General features: G+C 66.7%; 27 protein-coding genes. 15 read left to right on the forward strand and 12 right to left on the reverse strand.

Annotated elements, in window-relative coordinates:
- Positions 1–25: 25 nt before the first annotated feature.
- Positions 26–1495, reverse strand: coding sequence for an aldehyde dehydrogenase (locus QM806_RS21940; RefSeq protein ID WP_005563756.1), 1470 nt, complete (start codon positions 1493–1495; stop codon positions 26–28).
- Between the two features lie 114 nt (positions 1496–1609).
- Here QM806_RS21940 and QM806_RS21945 point away from each other — a divergent pair, with 114 nt between their 5' ends.
- The 3 genes from QM806_RS21945 to QM806_RS21955 all read left to right on the forward strand — a co-directional run bounded on the left by QM806_RS21945 (position 1610) and on the right by QM806_RS21955 (position 4270).
- Positions 1610–2506, forward strand: a complete 897-nt coding sequence (locus tag QM806_RS21945) for an SDR family NAD(P)-dependent oxidoreductase (RefSeq protein WP_005563758.1) — start codon at positions 1610–1612, stop codon at positions 2504–2506.
- A 538-nt stretch (positions 2507–3044) separates the two neighbouring features.
- Positions 3045–3509, forward strand: coding sequence for a PAS domain-containing protein (locus QM806_RS21950; RefSeq protein WP_169692891.1), 465 nt, complete (start codon positions 3045–3047; stop codon positions 3507–3509).
- 350 nt (positions 3510–3859) lie between these two features.
- Entirely contained in the window at positions 3860–4270 is a 411-nt protein-coding gene (locus QM806_RS21955; protein WP_005262932.1) for a DUF7144 family membrane protein, read from the forward strand.
- A gap of 28 nt (positions 4271–4298) precedes the next feature.
- On the opposite strand, the gene QM806_RS21960 is transcribed toward QM806_RS21955, so the two are convergent.
- Positions 4299–4901 carry a TetR/AcrR family transcriptional regulator gene (locus QM806_RS21960; RefSeq protein ID WP_005563761.1) on the reverse strand — a complete coding sequence of 201 codons (603 nt, stop codon included), beginning with the start codon at positions 4899–4901 and terminating at the stop codon, positions 4299–4301.
- An 84-nt stretch (positions 4902–4985) separates the two neighbouring features.
- On the opposite strand from QM806_RS21960, the gene QM806_RS21965 reads away from it, so the two are divergent.
- The 9 genes from QM806_RS21965 to QM806_RS22005 all read left to right on the forward strand — a co-directional run bounded on the left by QM806_RS21965 (position 4986) and on the right by QM806_RS22005 (position 13855).
- Positions 4986–6203 carry a cytochrome P450 gene (locus QM806_RS21965; protein WP_005262930.1) on the forward strand — a complete coding sequence of 406 codons (1218 nt, stop codon included), beginning with the start codon at positions 4986–4988 and terminating at the stop codon, positions 6201–6203.
- A 63-nt stretch (positions 6204–6266) separates the two neighbouring features.
- Positions 6267–6827, forward strand: coding sequence for a TetR/AcrR family transcriptional regulator (locus QM806_RS21970; protein ID WP_007300914.1), 561 nt, complete (start codon positions 6267–6269; stop codon positions 6825–6827).
- Positions 6828–6832: 5 nt separating this feature from the next.
- Complete coding sequence (locus tag QM806_RS21975; protein WP_005563765.1) at positions 6833–8059, forward strand: cytochrome P450; 1227 nt, start codon at positions 6833–6835, stop codon at positions 8057–8059.
- Complete coding sequence (locus QM806_RS21980) at positions 8052–8837, forward strand: SDR family oxidoreductase (protein WP_005262926.1); 786 nt, start codon at positions 8052–8054, stop codon at positions 8835–8837. Before QM806_RS21975 ends, QM806_RS21980 begins: the two co-directional genes overlap by 8 nt.
- The gene (cyp51, locus tag QM806_RS21985; protein ID WP_283292809.1) at positions 8834–10186 is read left to right on the forward strand and encodes a lanosterol 14-alpha demethylase; all 1353 of its coding nucleotides are present in this window, start codon (positions 8834–8836) and stop codon (positions 10184–10186) included. The genes QM806_RS21980 and cyp51 overlap by 4 nt, the downstream gene beginning before the upstream one ends.
- Positions 10186–10404: a ferredoxin gene (locus QM806_RS21990; protein ID WP_283292813.1), complete on the forward strand. Its 219-nt coding sequence runs from the start codon at positions 10186–10188 to the stop codon at positions 10402–10404. The genes cyp51 and QM806_RS21990 overlap by 1 nt, the downstream gene beginning before the upstream one ends.
- Positions 10401–10979 (forward strand): Cif family virulence factor, encoded by a 579-nt coding sequence (locus QM806_RS21995; RefSeq protein ID WP_169692885.1) that lies wholly within the window; start codon positions 10401–10403, stop codon positions 10977–10979. The genes QM806_RS21990 and QM806_RS21995 overlap by 4 nt, the downstream gene beginning before the upstream one ends.
- Positions 10973–12229 carry a hypothetical protein gene (locus QM806_RS22000; RefSeq protein ID WP_169692886.1) on the forward strand — a complete coding sequence of 419 codons (1257 nt, stop codon included), beginning with the start codon at positions 10973–10975 and terminating at the stop codon, positions 12227–12229. Before QM806_RS21995 ends, QM806_RS22000 begins: the two co-directional genes overlap by 7 nt.
- A 15-nt stretch (positions 12230–12244) precedes the next feature.
- A complete protein-coding gene (locus QM806_RS22005) occupies positions 12245–13855 on the forward strand; it encodes an acyl-CoA synthetase (RefSeq protein WP_005563769.1) in 1611 nt (536 codons plus the stop codon).
- Between the two features lie 43 nt (positions 13856–13898).
- On the opposite strand, the gene QM806_RS22010 is transcribed toward QM806_RS22005, so the two are convergent.
- The 3 genes from QM806_RS22010 to QM806_RS22020 form a co-directional block, all read right to left on the reverse strand.
- Positions 13899–14564 (reverse strand): GNAT family N-acetyltransferase, encoded by a 666-nt coding sequence (locus QM806_RS22010; protein ID WP_005563770.1) that lies wholly within the window; start codon positions 14562–14564, stop codon positions 13899–13901.
- A gap of 102 nt (positions 14565–14666) precedes the next feature.
- Positions 14667–15152 carry a nitroreductase family deazaflavin-dependent oxidoreductase gene (locus tag QM806_RS22015; RefSeq protein ID WP_054245855.1) on the reverse strand — a complete coding sequence of 162 codons (486 nt, stop codon included), beginning with the start codon at positions 15150–15152 and terminating at the stop codon, positions 14667–14669.
- A gap of 9 nt (positions 15153–15161) precedes the next feature.
- Entirely contained in the window at positions 15162–16325 is a 1164-nt protein-coding gene (locus QM806_RS22020; RefSeq protein ID WP_169692887.1) for a steroid 3-ketoacyl-CoA thiolase, read from the reverse strand.
- Positions 16326–16485: 160 nt separating this feature from the next.
- Here QM806_RS22020 and QM806_RS22025 point away from each other — a divergent pair, with 160 nt between their 5' ends.
- Entirely contained in the window at positions 16486–17742 is a 1257-nt protein-coding gene (locus tag QM806_RS22025) for a cytochrome P450 (protein ID WP_005262914.1), read from the forward strand.
- A gap of 96 nt (positions 17743–17838) precedes the next feature.
- Entirely contained in the window at positions 17839–19095 is a 1257-nt protein-coding gene (locus QM806_RS22030) for an erythromycin esterase family protein (protein ID WP_054245858.1), read from the forward strand.
- 9 nt (positions 19096–19104) lie between these two features.
- Here the strand turns inward: QM806_RS22030 and QM806_RS22035 are convergent, their stop codons facing one another.
- The 5 genes from QM806_RS22035 to QM806_RS22055 are packed head-to-tail and all read right to left on the reverse strand — an operon-like array spanning position 19105 to position 23639.
- On the reverse strand, positions 19105–19518 hold the full coding sequence (locus QM806_RS22035; protein ID WP_039952948.1) for a nuclear transport factor 2 family protein: 414 nt from the start codon (positions 19516–19518) through the stop codon (positions 19105–19107).
- A gap of 10 nt (positions 19519–19528) precedes the next feature.
- Entirely contained in the window at positions 19529–20392 is an 864-nt protein-coding gene (locus QM806_RS22040; RefSeq protein ID WP_169693446.1) for a TIGR03619 family F420-dependent LLM class oxidoreductase, read from the reverse strand.
- 14 nt (positions 20393–20406) lie between these two features.
- The gene (locus tag QM806_RS22045) at positions 20407–21582 is read right to left on the reverse strand and encodes a thiolase family protein (RefSeq protein ID WP_005563777.1); all 1176 of its coding nucleotides are present in this window, start codon (positions 21580–21582) and stop codon (positions 20407–20409) included.
- On the reverse strand, positions 21582–22646 hold the full coding sequence (locus QM806_RS22050) for a thiolase family protein (protein WP_005563778.1): 1065 nt from the start codon (positions 22644–22646) through the stop codon (positions 21582–21584). The genes QM806_RS22045 and QM806_RS22050 overlap by 1 nt, the downstream gene beginning before the upstream one ends.
- 12 nt (positions 22647–22658) lie before the next feature.
- Positions 22659–23639, reverse strand: a complete 981-nt coding sequence (locus tag QM806_RS22055) for a Zn-ribbon domain-containing OB-fold protein (protein ID WP_043788334.1) — start codon at positions 23637–23639, stop codon at positions 22659–22661.
- Between the two features lie 79 nt (positions 23640–23718).
- Here QM806_RS22055 and QM806_RS22060 point away from each other — a divergent pair, with 79 nt between their 5' ends.
- A complete protein-coding gene (locus QM806_RS22060; protein ID WP_169693445.1) occupies positions 23719–24756 on the forward strand; it encodes an LLM class F420-dependent oxidoreductase in 1038 nt (345 codons plus the stop codon).
- A 74-nt stretch (positions 24757–24830) separates the two neighbouring features.
- Here the strand turns inward: QM806_RS22060 and QM806_RS22065 are convergent, their stop codons facing one another.
- Positions 24831–25790, reverse strand: coding sequence for a hypothetical protein (locus QM806_RS22065; RefSeq protein ID WP_283292885.1), 960 nt, complete (start codon positions 25788–25790; stop codon positions 24831–24833).
- A gap of 173 nt (positions 25791–25963) precedes the next feature.
- Positions 25964–26818: a crotonase/enoyl-CoA hydratase family protein gene (locus QM806_RS22070; protein WP_133986081.1), complete on the reverse strand. Its 855-nt coding sequence runs from the start codon at positions 26816–26818 to the stop codon at positions 25964–25966.

A 26818-nucleotide genomic window follows, 5' to 3' on the forward strand; every position in this document is an offset into this window, starting at 1 on the left:
GTTGTCGGGCCGGCTCGCCGGCGTACTATTGGGCCGGTTCCGCGACCAGCTTGGTTTCCAGGTATTCCTCGAATCCGGCCACGCCCATCTCGCGGCCGATTCCGGACTGCTTGTAACCGCCGAACGGGGCGTCGGCGGAATACCAGACGCCACCGTTGACGCTGAGCGTTCCGGTGCGCACGCCGTCGACTACTCGCTTCACGCGTGCGGGGTCTGTGCCCCACACCGACCCGGACAGCCCGTACGGCGAGTCGTTCGCGATGCTGATCGCGTCCTCGTCGCCGTCGTGGGGAATGATCACCAGCACGGGTCCGAAGATCTCTTCCCGAGCCACCCGGGCGGTGTTGTCGAGGCCGGCGATCAGGGTGGGTTCGACGAAGAATCCACGGTCCCGATCGGCCGGTCGGCCACCACCGACCACGATCGTGCCGCCTTCCTCCCGCGCAAGCCGCAGGTAGTCCTCGACGCGGGCGCGTTGCCGTGCGGAGATGAGGGGACCGCAGATGGTGCCGGGTTTCGCGGGATCGCCCGCGTGCAATCCGCCGAGGGTCCGGGCCGTGGCCTCGACCGCCTCGTCGTACCTGTCGCGGGGAACGAGCAGCCGGGTGGTGATGGCGCAGCCCTGCCCCGCGTGAGTGGACACCGTGAACGCGGCGACCCCGCACGCACCCGCGAGGTCGGCGTCGTCGAGCACGATGAACGCCGATTTGCCGCCGAGTTCGAGGAACACCTTCTTCAGCGACTCGGACGCCGCCGCCATGACGGCCTTGCCCGTGGCGGTCGAACCGGTGAACGACACGAGGTCGACGCGGGGGTCGGTGGAGAGCTGAGCGCCGAGGGAGTGGTCGCTCGACGTGACGATGTTGACCACGCCGGCCGGGAGGTCGGTCTCCTCGGCGATCAGGTGCCCGACGAGGGCGGCGCACCAGGGAGTGTCGGGCGCGGGCTTGAGGACCACCGTGTTTCCGGCCGCGAGTGCGGGGCCGATCTTGGCGAAGTTGATCTGGTGCGGGAAGTTCCACGGCGTGATTGCCCCGACGACGCCGACGGCCTCCTTGAGAACGCGTCGGCGGGTCTTGATGCCCATCGGCTCGGCGATGCCCAGATCCTGTTCCCAGGAATAGCTTTCGGCGAGGTCCGCGAAATACCCGAGGTCGGCGACCGGGCCTTCGAGTTGCGGTCCGCTGGTGAGGAAGGCGGGGGCGCCGACTTCGGCGATGGTGATGTCGCGCAGTTCCTCGATGTGGGACTGCAGCACGTCGCGCAGCTGCCGCAGGCAGCGGGTGCGGAAGGCGTGGTCGCGGGACCACGTGGTGTCGTCGAAGGCCCGCCGGGCCGCGGCGATCGCGGCGTCCATGTCGGACGCGGTGGCGTCGGCGGCTCTCCCGAGCACCTCCTCGGTGGCCGGGTTGATCACCTCGAACGTGCCGCCGGAACCGGGAATCAGTTTGCCGTCGATCAGGAGAGCAGAGCTGTCGGTGGGGCGCAGAGTCATGGATTTTCGCTTCCGAATCGGGTGAGTGTCACAGCGATCTCCGAAAACTGGACATGTGTCTGGACTATAGTTTGAACAACTGGATGCCGCAATGACGAGTTCGACGGAGGTGCGATGAATTCACGCGACGTGAGACGGCTGGACGGGCGAGGCGCCGTCGTCACCGGCTCGAGCCGGGGGATCGGCAGGGCCGTCGCGCACGCGCTCGCGGCGGAGGGAGCCGGCGTGGTGGTCAACGGCCGTGATCCGGACGCGGCGGAGAAGGTTGCCGACGAGATCGTGCTCGGTGGTGGCCGGGCGATCGCGGTGGCTGGATCGGCCGCCGCCCACGGCGTCGCGGAGGCGCTGGTCGACGCCGCGGAATGTGCGTTCGGCCAGGTGGATGTGCTGATCAACTGCGCCGGCGTCGCGGAGCCCGCCGGGTCGTCCATCCTCACCGTCACCGACGAGCAGTGGCGCGAACTCGTCGATGCGCACCTGACGGCGACGTTCCGCACATGCCGGGCCGCGGCGCCCCTGATGGCGGAACGGGGGCGCGGAGCGATCGTGAACACGAGTTCGTTCGCGTTCCTCGGTGACTACGGCGGAACCGGATATCCCGCCGGCAAGGGAGCGGTCAACAGTCTGACCCTCGCCATCGCGGCCGAACTGGCCGGATCCGGCGTCCGCGCCAACGTCGTGTGCCCCGGTGCCAAGACCCGCCTGTCCGTGGGAGCGGAGTACGAGCAGCACATCGAGGAACTGCACAGGCGGGGGATGCTCGACGACGCAACGCGCTACGGCTCGCTGCATCCGGCACCCGCCGACTACGTCGCCCAGCTGTACGCGTTCCTGGCCAGCGACCTCGCCGCCGGCATCACCGGCGGGATCTTCGCCGGATCAGGGTGCTTCGTCGGCAGATTCGACCGGCCGGCTCCGACTGTGCTGGCCTACCGCGACCACGAGACCGAGCCGCCGTGGTCGCTCGACGAGCTCGCGAAGTTGGTGGGTTCCGCTCACGGTGAGCGGTGATTGAATTGTCCGGCATCACAGGGGCCGAGACTTCGTCGTAGGCGGCCGGCGGCGTGTCCCGGAAAGATCAGGCCTACGTCCCGTAGGGATAAGTCTTTCGGATTCCGTGCCGCTACTATGGAATGCATCACGCCGCGGGAACTCGACGCCTACATCGGCAGAACCCGCGTCCCACACGGGCGAGTGAAGTCGTCCCGCCGCACACGGCGGGCGACGCCGCGTACGGATCAAGGTCGAAAATAAGACGAGCGCAACGACTCTCGGTAATCACGTCGCTCTGGCGGCGGATAGCGGCTCGTGGAATCGACTTGTGCCTGGGCGAAAGCGGCCCAATGAAGCTGACGCAGAGGCCCGCGGATAGCCGAGCGCTTTGTATCGGAATTACGCACGGAGAGAATGTATGTTGTTTTGCACCAAAATTGTTCGACAGTGTCCTCCTGGTGAATGTGCTGGTGACGGACGATCGCGGGCAACGATAATTCGACGATCTGGCCGACGATCGACGTTGCCTCCACTGTTCGGTCTGGCACGGTTCGATGTGTTGGTCCGCTGGGGGAGACGGAGGTGGGCGTCGGCAGGGCCGGGTAGGGACAGGCGACGGTCGGACCCGAACACCGCGCTGGGTTATTTGGAGCAGCTTCCGGCACTGAGGTTGCTCGAGCGGCTTCCGGTTCCCGCCCTCGCTGTCGATGAAGAGGGGGTGATTGTGCATGCCAACCCGGCGCTCGAGCGGATGCTGGGGTACCCCGAGCACTGGTTCGCCGGGTGCTCGGTCGCGGACGTGGTCGTTCCGGCGTCGTCGTCGGGCGGCCCCGCATCGGTGGCGTTGCTGCGGGACTTTGCGGGAAAGGTAATCGAACTCGCCCATCGCGAAGGTTTCGTTGTGCGTGCAGCGGTGAGCAGGTCGGTGTTGCGCAGGAAGGATGACCCCGTCACGTTCGTGTGCTTCCAGGACCTCACAGAGCAGTTGTGGGGCGGTGGGCGGGCCCCCGAATTCGAGTGATGAGCTCGCCCGGTTTCCTCGCAGTACCGAGGATGAGCATGCGTGGCGAGTTCAGGTGGGCGACGACTCCGAGTCGGTGCCGTCCGAGCCGGGGTTGTCGGGATCGGCGAACATCGCCTCGATTCGGTTCGTTTACTTTCGGTGCGCAGTTGTGGACCGAGCGAAGCGGCCGGGGCGCGCGAGGGATTCGCGGCAACCGAACGGTCTCGCAGGCTGTGTCGGGTGGCCTCCTCGGCCGGAGCAATCCGATTCCAGGTGGGTGGGAAACCCCGCGGTTCCGACGCGAACGCACACCGAATCGGCGGACAATGAATTCACCCGGCAGTGGGTTGCGGCGAGGAAGGGGCGTCATGTCCGAAAGTTCGTCGGTCAAACAGGGCGTCGCGGCGGGGACCGCGATGGGTGCAGCGGTCATCATGGTCACCGTCGGACTCCTGCAGTTCTTCCAAGGGCTCGCCGCGGTCTATGAGAACGAGGAGTTCGTGGTGGGGGTGGAGTACCTCTACAAGTTCGACTTCACGGTGTGGGGCTGGATCCATCTCGTGCTGGGTGCGTTGGTCGCGGTGACCGGCCTCGCGTTGTTCACCGGCGCCGCGTGGGCCCGGGTGTCGGCGATCGTGATCGCCGCGATCTCGATCGTGGCCAATTTCCTGTGGCTGCCGCACTACCCGTGGTGGTCGGTGCTCATCATCGCGCTCGACGTGGTGGTGATCTGGGCGATCTCGACGTGGCGGCCGAACCCTTCTGACGCCTGGGCCTGAGAACGGCAGCAGGAGGGGTGGTGGCCTTTCAGGACGGGGTGTGCGTTCGCTCCGGCCACCCGACGCTGGACAGTGCTCCGCGCAGCACCGATTCGTAGATCGAGTCCAGGTCCAGTTCGTCGCCGAGGAAGTCGGTGTTCACCAGCATCACGAAGCCGTGCATCGCGGCGAAGATGCTCACTGCCGCGTCGAGGGTGTCCTCGGGCGGCAGTCCGCACGACGCCAGCATCGTGCGCAGCGCTGTGTTCGCGTCCAGTGCCGCGGTGATGAAGGCGTCCCGGTCCACCGGGCTGGTGGTCAGCGTCTGATACCGATGCGGATGCTCGGTCGCCCAGACGCGGTGCGCGTCGACGAGCGCACGAAGGCCGTCCGGACCGCTTCGGCCCATGGCGATCTCGCGCAGGTGGGCACCGAGTTCCGCCATGGTGCGCACCTGGACGGCACCGCGGATGTCGTCGAGGTTGCGGACGTGGTTGTAGAGCGACGCGGTGACGACGTTCAGCCGGGCGGAGAGACTCGTCATCGACAGTGGCTCCCAGCCGAGTTCGTCGATGATCTCGATCGCGGCATCCACGACCTTGTCTCGCGTGAGTGTGCGACGTCGGATCGGTCCGTTTTGCCCTTTCATCATGGGTCCAGCATAAGGGCTTCCATTATAAATGAAAGTGTGTAGTTTAAGACGCATCCCATTCGTTTATCGATCGAGGAGCAGTGTATGACCGCGTCTCGGATTGATCTCAAATCCCCCGACGTCTACGCGGAAGGGGTCCCCTACGCGTTCTTCGACCATCTGCGGGCGAGCGAACCCGTCTATTGGCAGCCCGAGGAGAACGGCACCGGGTTCTGGGCGGTGACCAAGCATGCCGACGTCGTCGCCGTGTCCCGCGACAGCGCGACGTTCTCGTCGGCGGTGGGCACCACCCAGATCGACGATTTCGACGAGCAGACCCGCGCGAAGCAGGCCGCCATGCTCGTCAACCTCGACCCTCCCGACCACACCCGGCTCCGGCAGCTCGTCAGCCGCGGATTCACCCCGCGCACGGTCAAAGTGCTCGAGGGGCACATCCGCGACATCTGTGCGCGGATCGTCGATCGGCTTCTCGACGCACGCGACGTCGACTTCGTTCCCGAGGCGGCAGCGCCGTTGCCGCTCGAGGTCATCGCGGCGCTGCTGGGTGCGCCTGCCGGGGACGTCGACAGGCTCTACGACTGGTCCAACCGGATGATCGGCTTCGACGACCCCGAGTACGGCACCACCCAGGCCGACGGTGAGATGGCCGCGGCGGAGATCTTCCTGTACGCCAACGAGCTTGCAGCGCAACGCCGCATCGAGCCCCGCGACGACATCGTCACCAGGCTCGTGCAGCCGGACGGGAATGGCGACACGCTCACCGAGATGGAATTCAACATGTTCTTCGTCCTGCTCGTGGTGGCGGGGAACGAAACGACGCGCAACGCGACCGCCGGTGGGATGCAGGCCTTCATCGATCATCCCGATCAGTGGCGACGACTGCAGTCCGAGCCGGAACTGGCTGCGAGTGCGGTGGAGGAGATCCTGCGGTGGGTGACCCCGGTGATGGACTTCCGGCGAACCGCCACCCGGGACGCCTACATCGGCGATCAGTTGGTCAGGGCCGGCGACAAGGTGGTGATCTACTACCCGAGCGCCAACCGGGACGAGGACGTCTTCGACGAGCCGTACCGGTTCGACATCGGCCGGAGCCCCAACCCGCAGATCGCGTTCGGCGGTAGCGGGGTGCACTTTTGCCTCGGCGCCCACCTGGCGCGGCTCGAATTGAAGATCCTGTTCGAGACTCTCGCCGCGCGGATCGACCGGGTGGAACCCACTGGCCCGGTCGCCCGGCTGCGGTCGAATTTCATCAGCGGCATCAAGACGATGCCCGTGCGAATTCACCCGCGCAGTCCGGTGTGAGAGTCCGATTTTCGTTGCCAGTCGCCGGTAACTGTAGTAGCGTCCAGACACGTGTCCAGTAGTATGAATTTCGAGTCCACCCGCCGCCGTCTGACCGAGAAGCAGGCCGATACCGTCGACCGCCTCACCAAAGCGGCAGTCGAAGTACTGCGTGAAGAGGGATTCGCGGGACTCACCGTTCGCTCGGTGGCCGGCATCGCCGGGGTCGCGCCCGCGACGGCCTACACGTACTTCTCGTCCAAGGAGCACCTCGTCGCCGAGGTCTTCTGGCGGCGTCTCGCCGCCTCGCCGCAGCCGGTGGACGAGGGACTCGATCGCACTGGACGCGTGGTCGCCGTGCTCCGTCACATCGCTCTCCTGGTGGCGGACGAACCCGAACTCGCCGGAGCCGTCACCAACGCGCTGCTCGGCCGCGACCCCGACGTGGAGCACCTCCGCGCCCGCATCGGGCTGGAGATCCGCGACCGGCTCGCCACCGCACTGGGCGACGGCCACGATCCCGACGTCCTCGAGGCACTGGAGCTGCTGTACGCCGGCGGCCTGGTCCGCGCGGGAATGGGATACGGGTCCTATGCCCAATTCGCCGATCGACTCGAAACTTCCGCCAAGCTGATTCTGGAGTAGATGCCATGACCGCAGCCTCGATGCCCGGGGTGTCACACAATCCGGTGACGTTCAATCCGTACGACTATGGCTTCCACGAAGATCCGTACGTCACGTATCGAAGACTGCGGGAAGAGGCACCCCTCTACTACAACGAGGAACTCGACTTCTGGGCGTTGTCCCGGCACGAGGACGTCGTCGCGGCGTTCCGCGACAACCAGCGCCTGTCGAGCGCGAACGGGGTGTCGCTCGACCCGGCGGCGTACGGACCGCACGCCCACAAGACGATGTCCTTTCTCGCGCTGGACGATCCGCGGCACATGCGGATGCGGCAGTTGGTGTCCCGCGGCTTCACGCCGAGGCGGGTGAACGAACTCGAGGGGCGGATCCTGGATCTGACCCGGCAGTACCTCGACCCGGCGCTCGCGGCGGGCGAGTTCGACTGGATCGCCGAGTTCGCCGGCAAGCTCCCGATGGACGTGATCTCGGAACTGATGGGGGTGCCGGAGGCCGACCGCGTGGAACTCCGCCGGCTCGCCGACCTCGTGGTGCACCGCGAGGAAGGCGTTCTCGACGTGCCCCACGCCGCGATGGAGGCGTCGCTCTACCTCGTCGGCTACTACGCCGACATGCTGGCGGAGCGCCGCAGAAAGCCGACCGAGGACCTCACGTCCGCACTGCTCGAGGCTGAGATCGACGGCGACCGGCTCACCGACGACGAGGTCATCGCGTTCATGTTCCTGATGGTGGTGGCAGGCAACGAGACCACCACCAAACTCCTCGGCAACGCGCTGTACTGGGGTTTCCGCTATCCGGGCGAGGCCAGGCAGGTCTTCGAGGATGCGAGTCGAGTGCCGGAGTGGGTGGAGGAGACCCTGCGTTTCGACACGTCCAGCCAGATGGTCGCCCGGACGGCGTCCGTCGACCTGGACTTCCACGACCGGACGATTCCCGCCGGCGACAAGGTGCTGATCCTCATCGGCTCCGCGAACCGCGACTCGGCGGTGTTCGAGGACGCCGACGAATACCGGATCGGCAGGGACACGTCCAACAAGCTCGCGAGCTTCGGCGGCGGCACCCACTTCTGCCTCGGCGCCCACATGGCCAGGCTCGAAGCGCGAATCGCGCTCACCGAACTCGTCTCCCGCATCGACGACTACGACATCGACGAGGCGAACAGTGCGCGCGTCCACTCGACCAACGTGCGCGGTTTCGCCACCCTCCCCATGAAAGTGCAGGTTCGCGATGCCTAGGTTCGAGCCCAACCCGCAGCGACGCCCGTCGGTCGTCGCCGGGGCCTCTTCGGGAATCGGCACGGCGACGGCCTATGCGCTGGCCGAGGCCGGTCACCCCGTCGCGCTCGGTGCCCGCCGGGTGGCCGAATGCGAGGAGATCGCGGAGAAGATCCGCAGCAACGGGGGAGAAGCGTTCGCGCACTACCTCGACGTCACCGACACCGCATCCGTCGACGAATTCGTCACCGCGGCGGAGAAAGCGCTCGGCCCCACCGAGATCGCGTTGTCGGGGGCAGGTGACCTGGAGTTCTCCGTCGCACACGAGATGGACCCCGACCAGTTCCTGGGCCAGGTCAACGTTCATCTGGTCGGTGCGCAGCGTCTCGCGCACCGCCTCCTTCCCGGCATGATCGAACGCCGGCGCGGAGATTTCATCCTGATCGGATCCGATTGCGCCGACACCCCCCGGCCCCGGATGGGCGCCTACAACGCCGCGAAGGCCGGCGTCGAGATGATGGGCCGGCAGATGCGAATGGAACTGGAAGGCACCGGTGTCCGGGCATCGGTCGTGCGTCCGGGCCCCACCCAGACATCCATGGGGATGAACACCACCGAGGAGGTCATCGGACCCGTCCTCGAAGACTGGGCGAAATGGGGATTCGCCCGGCACTCGTACTTCCTGCGCGCCTCCGCGATCGCCGACGCCGTCGTCGCCGCCGTCAGTGCGCCGCGCGGCGCACACCTGGTGCTGATCGAAGTGCAGCCCGAGGCGCCCCTGCGAAAGGATGGAGAATGAACCTGGCTACCCCGCAACGTGTGTCCGGTGGTGAGCACGAGCACGGACATCTCGAAGAATTGCGCACCGACCCGATCGCGCTGATGCGCCGCGTCCGGGAGGAGTGCGGCAACGTCGGTGTCTTCCAGCTCGCCGACAAGAAAGTGGTGCTGCTGTCCGGCGCCGAGGCCAAGGAATTCTTCTTCCGCTCCACCGACGAGGATCTCGACCAGCAGGCCGCCTACCCGTTCATGAAGCCGATCTTCGGCGAGGGAGTCGTGTTCGACGCGAGCCCCGAGCGCCGCAAGGAGATGCTGCACAACCAGGCGTTGCGCGGCGAGCAGATGAAGGGCCATGCCGCGACGATCGCCCACGAGGTCGACCGCATGGTGGCGCAGTGGGGCGACGAGGGGGAGATCGACCTCCTCGAATTCTTCGCGGAGCTGACCATCTACACGTCCTCGGCCTGCCTGATCGGTACGAAGTTCCGGGAGCAGCTCGACGGCCGGTTCGCGCACCTCTACCACGAGCTCGAGCAGGGCACCGACCCCATCGCATACGTCGACGCCTACGCCCCGATCGAGAGCTTCCGCCGGCGGGACGAGGCGAGGGTGCAGTTGGTGGCCCTCGTCCAGGAGATCATGAACGGGCGCATCGAGAACCCCCCTCAGGGCAAGGAGGATCGGGACATGCTCGACGTGCTCGTCTCGATCAAGGACGAGGACGGCAACGAGCGCTTCACGGCGGACGAGATCACCGGCATGTTCATCTCGATGATGTTCGCCGGGCACCACACCACGTCCGGCACCGCGGCCTGGACCCTGATCGAGCTGCTGCGGCACCCGGACTACGCCAAACAGGTGGTCGCCGAACTCGACGACCTCTATTCGGACGGCTCCGACATCAGTTTCGGGGCGCTCAGGCAGATCCCGAAACTCGAAGCGGTGCTGAAGGAGACGCTGCGGTTGCACCCGCCGCTGATCATCCTGCTGCGCGTCGCGCGGGGTGAGTTCGAGGTCGGCGGCTACCGGATCGCCGAGAACGACCTCGTGGCGGCCACGCCCGCGATCTCCAACCGGATCGCGGAGGATTTCCCGAACCCGGACACGTTCGATCCCGAGCGCTACATCGACCCCAACCAGGAAGACATCGTCAACCGCTGGACGTGGATTCCGTTCGGTGCAGGCAGGCACCGCTGCGTCGGGGCCGCGTTCGCGCTGATGCAGTTGAAGGCGATCTTCTCGATTCTCCTGCAGGACTGGGAGTTCGAGATGGCGCAACCCTCCGAGACGTACCGCAACGATCACAGCAAGATGGTGGTGCAGCTGCAGCAGCCGTGCACGGTGAGGTACCGGAAGCGAAGCACGTGATGAAAGTCGAAGCCGATCTCGACCTGTGTCAGGGTCATGCCGTGTGCGAGATGGAGGCACCCGATGTCTTCGTCGTCCCGAAGCACGGCAAGGTCGAGATCCTCGACACCGACCCACCCGAGAACCTGCGCGCCGAAGTCGAGAGCGCCGTGAGCTTCTGCCCGACCCAGGCCCTGCGGATCCTCGCGGACAACGACTCCGAAGGAGATACCCGATGACACAGTTCGATCGAAGGATCGGCCCGGCGTTGCAGTTCGATCGTGCGGAGCTCGATGAGATGGTGCAGCGCTGGGTGGACGAGAACAAGCGCTGCGAGTCGCTCGGCGACTGGAAGCCGCTCGCCGAGATGTACACCGAGGACGCCACGTACGGATGGAACTACGGCCCGAAGGACGACTTCATGGCCGTGGGCCGGGACGAGATCCGCGACCTGGCGCTCGGGCAGGAAATGGACGGGCTCGAGGGCTGGCAGTACCCGTACCAGCAGTTCGTCATCGACGATCGCAGCGGCGACGTCATCGGATTCTGGAAGCAGGTGTCCGAACGCACCCGCGACGACGGCACGCACTATCAGGTCACCGGAATCGGCGGCAGCTGGTTCCGGTACGGCGGCAACTTCCAATGGTCGTGGCAGCGTGACTTCTTCGACTTCGGTAACGTCTCGAGCCTGTTCCTCGAGATGATCACGAACAACGCGATGTCGGACGGCATGAACGCGCGGATCCAGCGCGCGACGTCCGGTCGGCTGCCGGGGTGGTATCCGGTCGGCAAGGCCCCGGTTCCGCTGTGGTGAGTACGGTGAAGGTTCCGGCGTCGTTCGCCGATCTGTCCCGCGAGGATCTCGCGATTCTCGTGCCGGAATTGCTCCTGTGCGGTCATCTCATCGACCGCTCCGGTATGCCGCACCTGATCGGGGCGTTCGGTCGCGAGGGCATGACGCAGGTCGCGATCGAGGAGTGGATGGCGTCGAGCCCCCTCTACACGCGGCGGATGCAACGCGCGCTGGGATTCGAGGGCAACGGCGTCGTGACGATCTTCAAGGGTCTGCAACTCGACATCGGTGCGCCGCCCCAGTTCATGGACTTTCGGTACCGCGTCACCGATCACGATCACGGCGAGTTCTGGCTGGATCACTGCGGCGCGTTGATGGACGTCGAACCGATGGGCGACGAGTACGTCACGGCGATGTGCCACGACATCGAGGACCCGACGTTCGACGCCACCGCACTGGCGACCAACCCGCATGCGCAGGTGCGTCCCGTGCACCGTCCGCCCCGCAGGCCTGCGGACCGGACACCGCACTGCCTCTGGACGGTCACCATCGACGAGGCCCACGTGCCACCCCCGATTCCGGAAGGGTTGGTGACGGTGGGGAAGTCGCGGGCGGCAACGGTCGAGTTGTCGCCGGTCGACACCGGCGGGCCGGGGCAGCACGACTACGCGGGCGCGCTCCTGGACGATCTGCGGTTCCCGGACTTCTCCCATTCGGCTCTGACTCGGATGGCGGAGGAGGTGTGCGTGCAGCAGCACCTGCTTACGCTCGGTTTCCTGCTCGCGGTGCGGGCCCGCACCGATGCCGAATCCGCGCTCGACATCGCCCGCAAGCAACTCACCGGCATCGCCGGCCTCACGTCGGAGCGGATCCGGAACGCGCTCGGACTGCCCGCGGACCTCGAGGGCCTCGCTGTCGTCCTCGCCGTGCATCCGGCGTTCAACCCCCGTCAGTACGTGGACGTCACGGTCACGCTCGGCGACCGCATGCTGCTGACCCTCGGCAGGGACTGCGGAGCCGGGGAGGACGGGGCGTGGCCGTCCATGATCGACGCCGAGCACCTCGGGCCGTTGACTGCGCTCGTGCGCGGGGTGTCGCCGCGCTTCGCGGTGCAGGTGGTCGAGGAGACGGATGCGGCGCTGACCGTGGAAATCGTGATCGGTGAGCCGCCCGCGAAGGAGGCACCCGAGGTGGCGCTCACCCGGTTCAGCACGGGAGCCGACTTCGCGTTCACCGATCGAGGAATACCCCTACCACTCACAGTCGTCTGAGAGAGGACGCCCCCCGTGGCCTACAACCTTGCGGACCTCTTCGAGCATTCCGTCGACGCGATGCCGGAACGGGTGGCGCTGATCTGCGGCGCCCGTCGCGTCACCTACCGCGAACTGGAGGACCGCGCCAACAGGCTGGCCCACCACTTCCTGGAAGTCGGGCTGACCGTCGATTCGCACATCGGCGTGCACCTGCACAACTCCATCGAGACCATGGAGACATTGCTCGCGGCGTACAAGATTCGTGCGGTCCCGGTCAACATCAACTACCGCTACACCAGCGACGAACTCGCCTACGTCTACGGCAACGCGGAACTCGACGCCGTGGTCCACCATCGGATCTACTCGCCGCGCATCGCGGAAGTCCTGCCCTCGCTGCCGCGGATCCGGCACACCGTCGTCGTCGAGGACGATCTCGGCGGCGCCGGCGTGCCCAGCGACTCGGTGCCGTACGAGGAGGCGCTGTCCGGCAGTGGCGACCGGGACTTCGGCGAACGCAGCTCCGAAGACCTGTTCATCATGTACACCGGCGGCACCACCGGACGTCCCAAGGGTGTGGTGTGGACGCACGAGGCGATCTGGCGCGTCCTCGCGGGCGGTCTCGACTTCTACACCGGTGACGCGATCGACGACGAGTACCAGCAGTCACGGGTCGGGTCGCAGGGGGAGCCGACCCTGTGGTTCGCGTTGCCGCCGTTGATCCACGCGGCCGCGATGATGCCGACGTTCACCGCGCTGTTCAGCGGGAACACCGTGCTGCTGGAATCGAAGTTCGACGCCGAGCGGACGTGGGAGCTCGTCGAACGGCACAAGGTGCAGATCCTGATCATCACCGGCGACGCGATGGGACGGCCGCTGATCGAGGCGCATCAGCCGTCGCGCACCGACACGTCGAGTCTGGGTGTGGTGGCATCCGGGGCCGCGCTGTTCTCGCCGGTGATCAAGGACGCCTTCCTCGACGCGTTCCCGGGCCTGCTGGTTTCCGATTCGATCGGCGCGTCGGAGACAGGTTTCGGCGGAATCGGTTTCGCGACCAAGGGGGAGAAGCAGGTGGGTGGGCCCCGAGTGCCTCCCGGACGGTACGCCCTGGTGATCGACGAGAACGACGTTCCTGTCGAGCCGGGGTCGGGGAAGGACGGCTGGTTCGCGAAGGGCGGGTACGTCCCGCTGGGCTACTACAACGACCCGGAGAAGACGCGGGAGATCTTCCGGGAGGTCGACGGGCGACCGGTCGTCGTCACCGGCGACCGCGCGCGGATCGAGGCCGACGGATCGATCACCCTGCTCGGCCGCGGCAACATGGTGATCAACACCGGCGGCGAGAAGGTGTTCGCCGAGGAGGTCGAGAGCGCGGTGAAGGCGTACCGCGACGTCTACGACGCCATCGTCGTCGGCGTCCCCGACGAACGGTGGGGGCACCGGGTCTCGGCGGTGGTGCAGGCGCGCGACGGGCGGGGCGTCGACTTCGCCGGACTCGAGGAACACGTGCGGCAGAGCCTGGCCGGCTACAAGATTCCGCGCCTGGTGTGGGTGGAAGACACCGTCCAGCGCACCCCGAGCGGCAAGCCCGACTACCGCTGGGCCCAGGGCCTCACCACACAGCGCGACCCCGACCACCGCACGTGAGTGGCGAAGCGCGCTCCCGCACGCTTCGCCACTCACGTGTGGGTCAGGCGGGAGCGCGGACGACCAGGACAGTTCCCGGGAACTCCGCGGCGAGTTCCTGACGGCTGTGCTTCACGGCCGCGGTGCCGTAGCCCTTCTTCCGGGCGTCGGGGGAGATCCAGATGGCGACGTCGACCTCGCGTCCCGACAGCTCGCCGAACACCATGCCGACGGCCGTGTTCTCCGCGGTGTCCTCACACACGAACCACGCGGCGGACTCGTCGTCGACACGGGTCAGGCCTTCGGTGCGTTCCTTCTCGACCCGCTCCTCGGACCACTGTGTGCCCGCGTCGTCGACCTGCTCGACGCAGCGGCGCCGGAACAGTTCGGCGTCTTCCTCGGTCTCGGTGAACGGACGGAGGCGGAAGTTCCGCCCGGTGCTCGCCGGCCGGTCCGTCGACGTCCACTCGAGTGTGGCGTCGAGGTCCTTCAGTTCCGTCTGGATGCGGAGCCGTTCGACCTTGGTGAGACGGCGGAACGTCAGGTTGAGGACGGCTTCCGCGTACGCCTCGGACGTGTCGAGGAGTCCGGCGACGGTGGTGAGGGCCTCGGCGTGGTCCTCACTGTCGACGATGGCGTCGAGAACCTCGTGGCGCTGCTCGAGTGCACGCAGCAGGACCGCGGTGAGCTCTCGACGGTCGTGGATCCGATCTTGAACCTGTGTACTCATGTCTGCAATTCCTCGCCCTCGGCCGTCGTACAAGTCCGTACGCGTCAATACTGCAAGAAGTCCTCCGACATGGCACCCGTTACCCGGCGGTACATACACGCGCTATCGGGGGGCGCAGACCACGACGGGGATCGTGCGGTCGGTCCAGGCCTGGTAATTGTCGAAATCCGGATACATGTCGACGAGCCGCGGCCACAGGCGCGCACGTTCCTCGGGATCCGCCACGTGGGCGGTCATCGGCCGCACCCGCGACTTCACCTGGACGGTCACCTCCGGATTCGCGCGCAGGTTGAGGTACCACATCGGGTGCTTCGGGAGGCCGCCCTGCGAGGCGACGAGGATGATGCGGTCGCCGTCCTCGAGGAAGAGCAGCGGGCTGATCCTCGGCTCGCCGCTCTTCCGTCCGGTGGTGGTGAGCAGGCAGACGGGCAACCCGCGGGGGAAGGCACTACCCACCCGCCACTTGCTGCCCAGTCGCCCGCCCGTCCGCCGGTACAGCACGACGTTGATCTTCGACATCCACTTGATGAAGGAGACCGTCCACTTCGAGTCGAGGCCGGGCGGTCGGGCGGCGGCGGGTGCGTTCATCGGCAGATCCTAGATCCGCTCGATGATGGTGCCGGTGGCGAGCGCGCCGCCGGCACACATCGTGATCAGTGCCGTCGACCCGTCGGTGCGCTCGAGTTCGTGCAGCGCGGTGGTGATGAGTCGAGACCCGGTGCTGCCCACGGGATGTCCGAGTGCGAGCGCACCGCCGTTGACGTTGACCCTGTCCATGTCGGGCTCGTGCACCGACGCCCACGACAGCAGGACCGACGCGAACGCCTCGTTCACCTCGAACAGGTCGAGGTCGCCGATCTTCATACCGCTGCGTTCGAGGACGCGCGCCGTGGCCTGGACGGGACCGTCGAGGTGGAATTCGGGTTCGGAGCCGACGAGTGCCTGGGAGATGATGCGGGCCCGGGGCTTCAGACCGAGGGCGCGCGCCCTGGATTCGTCCATCAGCATGACGGCGGCGGCGCCGTCGGAGATCTGCGAGGACGTGCCCGCCGTGTGGATGCCGCCCTCGAGAACGGGCTTCAGCTTGGCGAGCGACTCGGCGGTGGTATCGCGCAGACCCTGATCGCGGGTCACCACCCGGGTCTCCCCGGTGAGGTTGCCTTCCTTGTCCACCACGGGCGCGGTCACCTGCAGCACTTCCCGGTCGAAACGCCCTTCGTCCCACGCCTGCTTGGCGCGTGCCTGCGAACGGACTCCGAGCGCCTCGACGTCCGCGCGGGTGATTCCGCGGCGACGGGCGATGCGTTCGGCGGCCTCGAACTGGTTGGGCATGTCGATGTCCCAGTCGGCGGGCCTGCGCGGGCCGGCGTTCTCGCCGACGTTCGCGCCGAGCGGCACCTGGCTCATCGCTTCGATGCCGCAGGCGATTCCGACATCGATCGCGTCCGTGGCGATCAGGCCCGCGATCAGGTGGTTGGCCTGCTGGGCGGAGCCGCACTGGCAGTCGATCGTGGTGGCGCCGACCTGCCAGGGCAGTCCGGCGTGCAGCCACGCGGTCCGGGTGATGTTGTTCGACTGCGCACCGGCCTGGGTGACGCAACCACCGATCACCTGCTCCACCAGTTCGGGGTCGATGCCGGAGCGGTCGAGGATGCCCCGCTGAGCGGCGCCGAGGATCTCGGCGGCGTGCAATCCGGACAGCCAGCCACCTCGCTTTCCGATCGGGGTGCGTACTGCCTCGACGATTACTGGTGTGCCCACGGTGGGCTCCTTTCCTTGTCCTCAGAAAATAGAACAGGTTCTGCTATCCGGGCAAGGTCTGTATGAGCTTTCCTTTGCTAGTCGCCCGGCTTGTGCTTCAATGCTAGTAGAACGTGTTCCACATCACGGAGTGGTGTATGGCTTAGGGCAGGAGACAGCAGTGGCGCAGCCCAATCTTCCAGAGGGTTTCGACTTCACCGACCCGGACATCTACGCAGAGCGCATCCCGTACCAGGAATTCGCCGAACTGCGGAAGACTGCCCCGATCTGGTGGAACCCGCAGCCGCCGGAGATCGGTGGCTTCCACGACGACGGCTACTGGGTCGTCAGCAAGCTCGAGGACGTCAAGGAGGTGTCGCGGCGCAGCGACGTCTTCTCCACACACGAGAACACCGCGATCGTGCGCTTCGCCGACGACATTCCGCGCGAGAACATCGAGATGCAGCGCTTCATCCTCATCAACAAGGACGCACCCGAGCACACCAAGCTCCGCAAACTCGTCTCCCGCGGATTCACACCCCGCGCGATCAACAGCCTGCGCGAAGAACTCACCGAGCGCGCCGAGAAGATCGTGAAGGAGGCCGCCGAATCGGGTGCCGGCGACTTCGTCACCCAGGTGGCGTGTGAGCTTCCGCTGCAGGCGATCGCCGAACTGCTCGGTGTGCCGCAGGAGGATCGCCTGAAGGTCTTCGACTGGTCGAATCAGATGACGGGCTACGACGACCCGGAACTGGACATCGACCCGCAGGCCGCGTCGATGGAGATCCTCGGCTACGCGTACCAGATGGCGGACGAGCGCAAGAAGTGCCCCGCCGACGACATCGTCACGACGCTGATCGAAGCGGACATCGATGGAAATGAGCTGTCTCCCGAGGAATTCGGATTCTTCGTGATCCTGCTGGCGGTTGCCGGCAACGAGACCACGCGCAATGCCATCACACACGGCATGATGGCGTTCCTGGACCATCCCGATCAGTGGGAGCTCTACAAGAAGGAGCGCCCCAAGACGGCGGCGGACGAGATCGTCCGGTGGGCGACCCCGGTCAACTCGTTCCAGCGCACCGCACTGGAAGACACCGAACTCGGCGGAGTGCAGGTCAAGAAGGGGCAGCGAGTCGTAATGCTCTACGGCTCGGCGAATTTCGACGAGGACGCGTTCGAGAACCCGGAGAAGTTCGACATCATGCGGGAGAACAACCCGCACGTCGGATTCGGTGGAACGGGCGCCCACTTCTGCCTCGGCGCCAACCTGGCGCGACTCGAGATCGACCTGATCTTCAACGCGATTGCGGATCACCTGCCCGATATCACCAAGCTGGGAGATCCGCGGCGGTTGCGCTCGGGCTGGCTCAACGGTATCAAGGAGTTTCAGGTCGATTACAAGACTGCGTCAGGCGGTTGCCCGGTCAGACACTGACCCCCTGATTCAGCGGCGTCGGAGGGCACCCTCATCCTCTCCGACGCCGCTGTTCTCTTTCGCCGACGTGGTGTCCGAGGGAATGTGGGAGCCACCATGACTGTGCAGTCCATCGTGGATGACGCGGGTGCCGTCTTCTCGGCACCGGGAGACCCGACCGTCACCGCCGCCCTCGGCGCATTCCTCCGTCGCCTGGACTCCGCGCCCCGCCTTCTCGGGTTCGGCGAGCCCATGCACGGGGAGGAGAGTTTTCTGCAGCTCCGCAATCAGATGTTCCGGTTCCTCGTCGAACACGAGGGCTATCGCTCCATCGCGCTCGAAAGCAGTTGCCTGAAGGGGATACTCGTCGACTCGTTCGTGAGGGGTGGGGACCGCCTGCCGCTCGACGACGTCATGGAGCACGGTTTCAGCCACGGCTTCGGTGAGTCCCCGGCGAACCGCGATCTGATCCTGTGGATGGCCGAATACAACCGTCGACGCGAACCGGACGAGCAACTCCGATTCTTCGGATTCGACGGCCCCATCGAGATGACGTCCGCGGACAGCCCGAGGCAGGCCCTGACCTTCCTCGACACCTACCTGCGGACCCACCTCGACGACCAGGATCTGCCTTGCACTCCGGACAGGATCTCCGCACTGATCGGCGACGACGACCGCTGGAGCAATCCGGCCGTCGCGATGGACCCGACCCAGGCCGTCGGTGCCACGCCCGGGGCCGTCGAGTTGCGTCTCATCGCCGACGACCTGATGACGCTGCTGGCGTCACAGGCGCCTCGCCTCGTGGCCGAAGGCACGCGAGACGAATTGTGGGAGGCCGAGCTTCACGGTCGCGTCGCCGCCCGCCTGCTCAGCTATCACGCAGGAATGGCGGAGAACTCTCCACGCCGCATCGCCCGGCTGCTGGGAATCCGCGACACCCTCATGGCGGACAACCTGTCCGCGCTCGTGCAGAGGGAAGCCGATCGAGGCCCGACGTTCGTCTTCGCCCACAACGGCCACCTGCTGAAAGGTGAAACCCACTGGGATCTCGCCGGACTGCATCTGCACTGGTGGTGCGCCGGCGCCCACCTCGGTGTGCGGCTCGGCGACGCCTACGCGGTCATCGGTGGGGCCGTCGGGCAGGCGCCCGGCCACGGCATCGGACAGCCGCCACCCGACACCGTCGAGGGCCGGCTCTTCGCCGTCGGGGAGAGCTGTCTCGTGCCGGCCGCGCCGGTGGCGCGCAGGACAGGAGACGTGGAGAAGCGTGCCGACCCGTCGGACAACTCCACGTATTTCCCACTGGAGCCCGCCGGCCTCGGCGAACTCGACGCGATCCTGTTCCTCCGGCACATCGACGCCGCCGGCACGTGAGCCGGGCGCTCAGACCTTGCGCAGTGTCTTCATCGCCCGCTCGACCTCCCAGAAGGCCCGCAGGGACGTGATCTTGCCGTCCTCGTTCACGCGGTAGATGAACACGCCCTCGGCGTCGATCCGAGATCCCGCCACCGTGGACCGGATGGTCCCGATGTTCACGTTCTCGTTCCCGCACACCAGTGAATCGGTGATGAGGAACTCGAGCGATTCGGTGGTCGCGATCGTCATGTCGTAGAACCGCGAGATCGCGTCGAGGCCGTGGTGACCCTTGCCTTCGGGGTCGAAACCCGAAGGGCCGACCGGGTCTTCGACGCACGCGTCCTCGGCGAACAGGGCCAGCCACTCGTCCTTGCGCCTGCCGCTGGCCGCCTCGCGGGAAGCCTGCCCGGCGAGGCGGGCAGGATGATCCGTCGTCGTCATGTCCACACCCCTATCCGATGTACTGGTCGGCGAACTTGCGCAACGATTCCTGCTTGGCGTCGAGCGGTCCGTCGAAGCCGATGCCGTCGAAAACCCACGGGACGACGATCGTGTCGGTCACTCCGGCATCTTCCAATTCGGCGTAGCCGTCCTTGCCGAAACGGTCGATGCACACGGTCTGGATCTCGTAGGGCAGATCGGCTCGGCCGTACTTCTCCCGGAGTTCCCGCAATCGCGCGATGACCTGAACGAGATCGTCGAACTTGATCATCGCGGACGTCCAGCCGTCGCCCACCCGGGCGGCGCGTCGTAGCGCGACGTCGGTGTGTCCGCCGACGTAGAACGGCACCGGCTTGGTCGGCGCCGGGCTCATCTGCAGGCGGTCGAAGTCGAAGAACTCACCGTGGTACTCGACCATGCCGCCGCCGAGGATCAGCTTGATGACGTCGATCATCTCGTCGACGCGCGCACCGCGCTCCTTGTACGGCACGCCGCACCATTCGAATTCCTCCGGTGCCCAGCCGATCCCGACGCCGAACCCGAAACGGTTGCCGATGAGGTTGGCGACCGAACCCACCTGGCGGGCGAGAAGGACCGGGTTACGGGAACCCAGTTTGAGGACCTGGGTGTAGAACTCGATCTTCGATGTCACCGCGCCCATGGCCGCCGCCGCGATCAGCGGATCCACCCAGGGGGTTTCCTCGTTCCACATCCGCGAGCCGTCCGGTGTGTACGGGTAGTCGGCGCTCTGCTTCTCCATGAAGAACAGTGAGTCGGGAAGTGCGATGGACGAGAACCCGCACTCCTCGGCTGTTTTCGCCAGGGCGGGCAGTTGATCGAGGGGATTCATGGCGATGCCGACGGTGAACTTCATGGTGATGTCCGCTCCTAGTTGTTCGGCCGGTCGGAACCGACCACCCACATCGAGAAGTACTGCGAACCGCCGCCGTAGGCGTGGCCGAGTGCCTTGCGTGCGTCCTTCACCTGATGGTCGCCGGCGCGGTGCATCACCTGCATCGCCGACTCGGCGAACCGGATCATGCCCGAGGCGCCGATGGGGTTGGACGACAGGACACCGCCGGACGCGTTGAGCGGAAGCCGGCCGCCGATGGCGGTCTCGCCGGCCTCGGTGAGTTTCCAGCCCTCGCCCTCGGAGACGAACCCCAGATTCTCGAGCCACATCGGTTCGAACCAGGAGAAGGGGACGTAGATTTCGGCCACGTCGATCTCGTCGAGCGGATCCTTGATGCCCGCCGCCTGCCACAGCGCGGCCGCGGCGTCCCGGCCGGCCTGCGGATTCACCTGGTCGCGTCCCGCGAACGTGGTGGGCTCGGTGCGCATCGCGGTGGCGTGGATCCAGGCCACCTCACGACCGTCCGTCGTGACCTGCCCGGCCGCCTCCTCGTTGCCGATCACCATCGCGCAGGCGCCGTCCGAGGACGGACACGTCTCGTCGTAGCGGATGGGATCCCACAGCATCTGCGAGGCCTGCACGGATTCGAGCGTGATGTCGGGTTGCTTGAGGTGGGCGTACGGGTTGAGGCTGCCGTTCAGCCGGTCCTTCACCGCCACCATCGCGCCGATGTGATCGGGTGCGCCCGACCGCCGGATGTACGAGCGGACGTGCGGGGCGAAGTAGCCGCCCGCGCCCGCACCGACCGGCATGTGGAACGGAATGGGGGTGGACAGCGCCCACATGGCGTTCGACTCGGACTGCTTCTCCCACGCCACCGTCAGTACCCGCTTGTGCACGCCGGACTTCACGAGGCTCGACGCCACCACCGCGGTCGAACCGCCGACCGAGCCTGCGGTGTGCACACGCAGGAGTGGTTTGCCGTTGGCGCCCAGCGCGTCCGACATCGCAAGCTCCGGCATCATCGACCCCTCGAAGAGGTCGGGGGCCTTCCCGATCACGACCGCGTCGATGTCGTCCCAGCCCACCCGGGCGTCTTCCATCGCGCGGTCGATCGCCTCGCGAACCAGCCCCGCCATGGACACGTCGTGCCGCTTCGCGACGTAATGCGTCTGACCGGTGCCGAGCACCGCGGCCAATTGATTCGCCATCAGTTGCGTCCCTCCAAGACTGCGACCAGATTCTGTTGCAGCACAGCACCACTCGTAGCGTGTGCCAGCGTGCGCCCGGCGTTGCCGTCCATGATGGCCTTTGCTGCGTAACCTATGCGTTCCAGACCCGCCGAGAACATCGGGTTCCCGCTCAGCGGGCCGCCCGACGGGTTGATCGCCGTCGCATCGGACAGTCCGATGGCCTCGCGGAGGATCAGTTCCTGATGGGTGAACGGTCCGTGCAGTTCGGCTACGTCGATTCCGCCGACGTCCCCTCCGGTGGCGGCGCGGGCGGACGCCGTCGTCGACGGTGAGACCGTCAGGTCACGGGCGCCGAAGTTCGGGGAATCGATCCGATGCTCGATCCCGGTGATCCACGCAGGCCGCTCGCACAGCTCACGGGCACGATCGCCGGCGGCGAGCACGACAGCGGCGGCGCCGTCCGTGATCGGTGCGCAGTCGTGGGCGCGCAACGGGTCCGCGACGAACGGACTGGCGAGCAGCGCGTTGATGTCGACGTGCCCCGACAGCTGGGTGTTCGGATTGCTCTCCGCCGCGGCCCGGCTGCGCGCGGCCACGGCCGCCATCTCCTCGGCCGTCCACTTTCCGGCGTCGAGTCCGAGGCGGGCCTGCAGTCCGGCGAGCGACACGGAGTCGAGGGCGAGCGGGGTGACCAGGTAGGGGTCGAGTTGCATCGACAGGATCTTGCGGAGGTTGCCCGCCGACGACTTCCCGAAGCCGTAGACGAGGGCGGTGTCGACCTCGCCGGTCATGATCTTGATCCAGGCCTCGTAGAACGCCCACGCCGCATCCATCTCGACGTGCGACTCGTTGATCGGCGGCACCGCGCCGATCGAGTCGACGGCGGAGATGAAGGAGAACGAACGGCCGGCCAGGTAGTCCGAAGACCCGGAACACCAGAAACCGATGTCGGACTTGGTGATTCCGAGCTCCTCGTACAGCTGCTGGAAGCAGGGAACCAGCATCTCGACGCCGTTGGTGGTGCCGGTGGTCTCGCGCACGTGTGGTGCGTGCGCGAACCCGACGACTGCGATATCTGTCATTGTGCCGCGCCCTTACAGGTGGTGTTTGTAGGTGTCGTACTCGGCGTCGGGCTCACCCGTCGGCCTGAAGTACTCGATGTTCTCGAGGGTGTAGCCCCACTCCTCGCGCGGCTTCCATTTGGCCTCCACGCGCATGCCCATCCGCACGTCGGCGGCGTCGCAGTCGAGGATCAGGTGCAGGAACGCGATGTCCGCGCCGTCGAGCAGCACGTAGGCGGCGACGTACGGTGGCTTGATCCGCTGTCCGAGGAAGGGGACATTCACGATGCAGAACGTGGTGACGATGCCCCTGTCCGGCAGTTCCACCTGCTCCTTCGTCGGGATGCCGTCGGTGGGGTTGGCGCTGCGCGGCGGGATGTACACCTTGCCGTCCGGTCCGGTGCGGCCACCGATCAGCTTGCCCGCCTTCAACCCTCGGAGGTAGTAGCTCTCCTCGGCGGAGGCGGAGTGCATGTAGTCGAGATCGATCGGCGTCGTGACCATCGTGACCGGTTCGGACTCCGCGGACGGGCCGGGTTCGCCGGTCGACTCCCCGGGTTCGAAGCACACGATGTCCTGGATGCGCCCGACCCGCTCCTGCGCCCACCGTGCCCGGACCCGCATACCGGTGCTCATCCCGGCGGGGGAGCCGACGTCCACGGCGTGCACCAGGGACGTGTCGGCGCCGTCCAGCGTGATCAGCGCCCACGCGAAGGGGGTGGTGAGTGGCTGTCCGGCAATCGGTTCCGGCATCCACGTCCAGCTCACCACGGTCCCGGCGTCGGAAACCCCGACGAAGTCGGTGAGAGGTTCGGCGGTGTTCGGATCGAATTCGGGCGGCGGGACGTAGACGCGTCCGTCCGAGCCGCGGGCGCCGATGACCTTGCGGTCGCGCAGCGCGGTCACGAAGGCTCCGATGGTCGGACCCACCGATCGGGTGTAGTCGAATTGAAGTTTCAGCGGGGCGCTCAACGGTTCGTTCGAGAATTTTTCGGCCACCGCGCTCTTTCCCATGCTCACAACTTCGAGTAGAACAGGTTCTAGTGTTTGTGGCAAGGGTCACTTCTGACGACGGTCGATGCGGAGGCACACGATGAAGCTCGGGTTGCAACTGGGATACTGGGGCGCACAGCCGCCGGCGAAGGTCCCGGCGTTGATCGCCGCGGCCGAAGCCGAGGGATTCGACGCCGTCTTCGCCGCCGAATCCTGGGGTTCCGACGCCTTCACCCCCCTCGCCTGGTGGGGTTCGAGCACCGAACGCGTCCGGCTGGGCACGTCCGTCGTCCAGATCTCCGCGCGCACACCCACCAGCACCGCCATGCACGCACTCACCCTCGACCACCTCAGCGGCGGCCGGGCGATTCTCGGGCTCGGCGTGTCCGGGCCGCAGGTCGTCGAAGGGTGGTACGGGCAGCCGTTCACGAAACCGCTCGCCCGCACCCGCGAATACGTCTCCATCATCCGGAAAGTCCTGTCGCGGGAGGAACCCGTCACCAGCGACGGCCTGCACTTCCCGCTGCCGTACACCGGGCCCGGCAGCACCGGCCTCGGGAAACCGCTCAAGCCGATCACCCACCCCCTGCGCGCCGACATCCCCATCTGGCTCGGCGCCGAAGGTCCGAAGAACGTCGCGCTCACCGCCGAGATCGCCGACGGCTGGCTCGCCATCTACTACTCGCCCCGCCTCGCACCCATGTACAACGAATGGCTCGACGAGGGTTTCGCCCGCCCCGGCGCCCGGCGCAGCCGCGAAGACTTCGAAGTCGCGGCCACCTGTCAGGTGATCGTCACCGACGACCGCACCACCGCCATCGCCGGCCTCAAACCGATCACCGCCCTGTACGTCGGCGGCATGGGTGCCCCCGAACTCAACTTCCACGCCCAGGTCTACACCCGCATGGGCTACGGCGAACAGGTCGAGGAAATCGGGCGCCTCTTCCGCGCAGGCCGCAAGGACGAAGCCGCCGCCGTCGTCCCCGACGAGATGGTCACCGAGACCATGATCATCGGCAACGTCGACGAAGTCCGCGCCGACGTCAAACGCTGGGCCGACGCCGGCGTCACGATGCTCCTCGTCTCCTGCCGCGACGCCGACCACGTCCGCGAACTGTCCGCGGCGGTCCTCGGCTGACCTCCCCCGCCGCCGGCTCCCCCCTGGCCGGGCGAATGTACCTTTCGGCGCACCTGAGGCGTTGAACGGCGCATTCACCCGGGCGCTCTGAGCATCCGGACCTCCGGCCGGGGGCGGGACGACGCCAGCTGGTAGTGCGACCGGAGGTCGGCGATCACGCGGTCGGGGTCGTCCCGGACGGCGCTCGGTAGCGTCGGCAGCACGATGATGCCGTGGTTCTGCATCCGGGTGCGGCGCTCGACGGTCGATTTGTACGCCTTCGGTGCCAGATGCCAGTCGAGTGAGTCGATGTCCCAGGCGAATGCGACGTCGTCGATCCATCCGTCCGGCATGGCGATGAACTGTCCGTCGGCGTCGACGATCTTGCGGTTGAAAACCATTCGGGGCAGTCCGCTGCGCAGCCATAGTCTGCGGGCTTCGGCCTCGGACACCGAGTGGACGTCGGCACTCACTTCGCGCAGCACTGTCCGGGGGAGTGCTGCACCCCGGCCACTACCCGAGTCCAACTCCGCGATCAGCTCGGCAACGCTCACCTCGCCTCGCTGGATCACCTCGGCGATGAGGGATCGAGTGCTGTCCAGGGTGCGGCACCGTCGTGCTGCGTCGAGCAACGCGCGTGGAAGCGGTGCGCAGGGAAGCCCGTTGCGTGTCACCGGCACGGGCAACCGCGTCGTACGTTCGACGAGGACGAAGCCCGTGGACTGCACGCGCCGGTGCGTGGCGATCAGAACATGGGCGTCGCCGGAGTACGACGTTCCGTAGTCGTATTCGTGCAGCGCTGCTCGCCCGGTGAGGACTGCGTTCTGGCCGCTGAGCACGATCGCGGCCACGGCACGCTGACGCGCGGTCGGGTGGCCGTTGCCGAGCATCACGACACCCGGAAGGATGCGTTGCCACGGCCCGCCCGGACGGCATCGAGCGTCGATCGCCGAATTCGATACGCCCCACTCCCTCAACTCGGCGGTGCGGATGATTCCGGACCGGCTCACTCCGTACAGGTCTTCGAGGCGATGCCCCCACTCTCCCCGTCGCATGGAGTCGATGATGACGCACTCGCTGTCGGCGGCAGGTGTGGTCACCAGGCGATTTGGTGAGGTCTGTGGATAAGTAGGGGGCTGTGGATAACCCTCACATCCTGGCCGAATGTACCTCTCGCCGCCTCAGATGCGCCGAAAGGTACATTCGCCCGGGACTAGTGCACCCGGGGTCAGCGGCCCTCGAATTTCGGCGCGCGCTTTTCGGAGAAGGCTCGGGGGCCTTCCTTCGCGTCGGCGCTCGTGAAGACCTCGGTGCCGAGGGCGGCGTCGATCTGGAATGCCTCTTCCTCGTGCATGCCTTCGGTGTCGCGGATGGTCTTCAGGATCGCCTGGACGGCGAGGGGGCCGTTGGCGGAGATGAGGTCGGCGAGTTCGAGGGCCTTGTCGAGGGCCTGACCGTCGGGGACGACGTGCCCGATGAGGCCGATTTCCTTGGCCTCGGGGGCCTTGATGTGACGTCCGGTCAGCAGGATGTCGGCGGCGACGGTGTACGGAATCTGCCGGACGAGGCGCACGGCGGAGCCTCCGAGGGGGAAGAGTCCCCATTTGGCTTCGGAGACACCGAATTTGGCGCTCTCTCCGGCGACTCGGATGTCGGTGCCCTGCAGGATCTCGGTGCCGCCGGCGATGGCGGGACCCTCGACTGCGGCGATGAGGGGCTTGGTGAGGCGCCGTCCCTTCAGGAGCGCCTCTATCTTCGACAGGTCCCAGCCCGACGAATTCTTTCCCTCGCTCCGCTCGCCCGCGCCCGAGAACGAGTCGCCGGGGTGCTGCGACGTCATGGCCTTGAGGTCGGCGCCCGCGCAGAATGCGCCGCCTGCGCCGGTGAGGATGGCGACCCGGATGTCCGGGTCGGAGTCGACCTGATCCCACGCGTCCCGCATGATCGCCATCATTTCGCCGGACAGCGCGTTCTTCGCCTCGGGGCGGTTCATCGTCACGATAAGGACGTGCCCGCGCTTCTCCACGAGGCAGTGCGGCGACTGTGCCGAAATGTCGGATTTCTCGGTCGTTGTAGAGGACAC

Origin of the sequence: Rhodococcus sp. IEGM 1351 (assembly GCF_030056875.1) — a bacterium.
Taxonomy (GTDB): Bacteria; Actinomycetota; Actinomycetes; order Mycobacteriales; family Mycobacteriaceae; genus Rhodococcus_F; species Rhodococcus_F opacus.

Bases quoted from the DNA above. Each gene is read 5' to 3' on its own strand.
- QM806_RS21940 (WP_005563756.1), bottom strand. From the start codon at position 1,495: ATGACTCTGCGCCCCACCGACAGCTCTGCTCTCCTGATCGACGGCAAA.
- QM806_RS21945 (WP_005563758.1), top strand. From the start codon at position 1,610: ATGAATTCACGCGACGTGAGACGGCTGGACGGGCGAGGCGCCGTCGTC.
- QM806_RS21955 (WP_005262932.1), top strand. From the start codon at position 3,860: ATGTCCGAAAGTTCGTCGGTCAAACAGGGCGTCGCGGCGGGGACCGCG.
- QM806_RS21960 (WP_005563761.1), bottom strand. From the start codon at position 4,901: ATGATGAAAGGGCAAAACGGACCGATCCGACGTCGCACACTCACGCGA.
- QM806_RS21965 (WP_005262930.1), top strand. From the start codon at position 4,986: ATGACCGCGTCTCGGATTGATCTCAAATCCCCCGACGTCTACGCGGAA.
- QM806_RS21970 (WP_007300914.1), top strand. From the start codon at position 6,267: ATGAATTTCGAGTCCACCCGCCGCCGTCTGACCGAGAAGCAGGCCGAT.
- QM806_RS21975 (WP_005563765.1), top strand. From the start codon at position 6,833: ATGACCGCAGCCTCGATGCCCGGGGTGTCACACAATCCGGTGACGTTC.
- QM806_RS21980 (WP_005262926.1), top strand. From the start codon at position 8,052: ATGCCTAGGTTCGAGCCCAACCCGCAGCGACGCCCGTCGGTCGTCGCC.
- cyp51 (WP_283292809.1), top strand. From the start codon at position 8,834: ATGAACCTGGCTACCCCGCAACGTGTGTCCGGTGGTGAGCACGAGCAC.
- QM806_RS21990 (WP_283292813.1), top strand. From the start codon at position 10,186: ATGAAAGTCGAAGCCGATCTCGACCTGTGTCAGGGTCATGCCGTGTGC.
- QM806_RS21995 (WP_169692885.1), top strand. From the start codon at position 10,401: ATGACACAGTTCGATCGAAGGATCGGCCCGGCGTTGCAGTTCGATCGT.
- QM806_RS22010 (WP_005563770.1), bottom strand. From the start codon at position 14,564: ATGAGTACACAGGTTCAAGATCGGATCCACGACCGTCGAGAGCTCACC.
- QM806_RS22015 (WP_054245855.1), bottom strand. From the start codon at position 15,152: ATGAACGCACCCGCCGCCGCCCGACCGCCCGGCCTCGACTCGAAGTGG.
- QM806_RS22030 (WP_054245858.1), top strand. From the start codon at position 17,839: ATGACTGTGCAGTCCATCGTGGATGACGCGGGTGCCGTCTTCTCGGCA.
- QM806_RS22035 (WP_039952948.1), bottom strand. From the start codon at position 19,518: ATGACGACGACGGATCATCCTGCCCGCCTCGCCGGGCAGGCTTCCCGC.
- QM806_RS22040 (WP_169693446.1), bottom strand. From the start codon at position 20,392: ATGAAGTTCACCGTCGGCATCGCCATGAATCCCCTCGATCAACTGCCC.
- QM806_RS22045 (WP_005563777.1), bottom strand. From the start codon at position 21,582: ATGGCGAATCAATTGGCCGCGGTGCTCGGCACCGGTCAGACGCATTAC.
- QM806_RS22050 (WP_005563778.1), bottom strand. From the start codon at position 22,646: ATGACAGATATCGCAGTCGTCGGGTTCGCGCACGCACCACACGTGCGC.
- QM806_RS22055 (WP_043788334.1), bottom strand. From the start codon at position 23,639: ATGGGAAAGAGCGCGGTGGCCGAAAAATTCTCGAACGAACCGTTGAGC.
- QM806_RS22060 (WP_169693445.1), top strand. From the start codon at position 23,719: ATGAAGCTCGGGTTGCAACTGGGATACTGGGGCGCACAGCCGCCGGCG.
- QM806_RS22065 (WP_283292885.1), bottom strand. From the start codon at position 25,790: ATGCGACGGGGAGAGTGGGGGCATCGCCTCGAAGACCTGTACGGAGTG.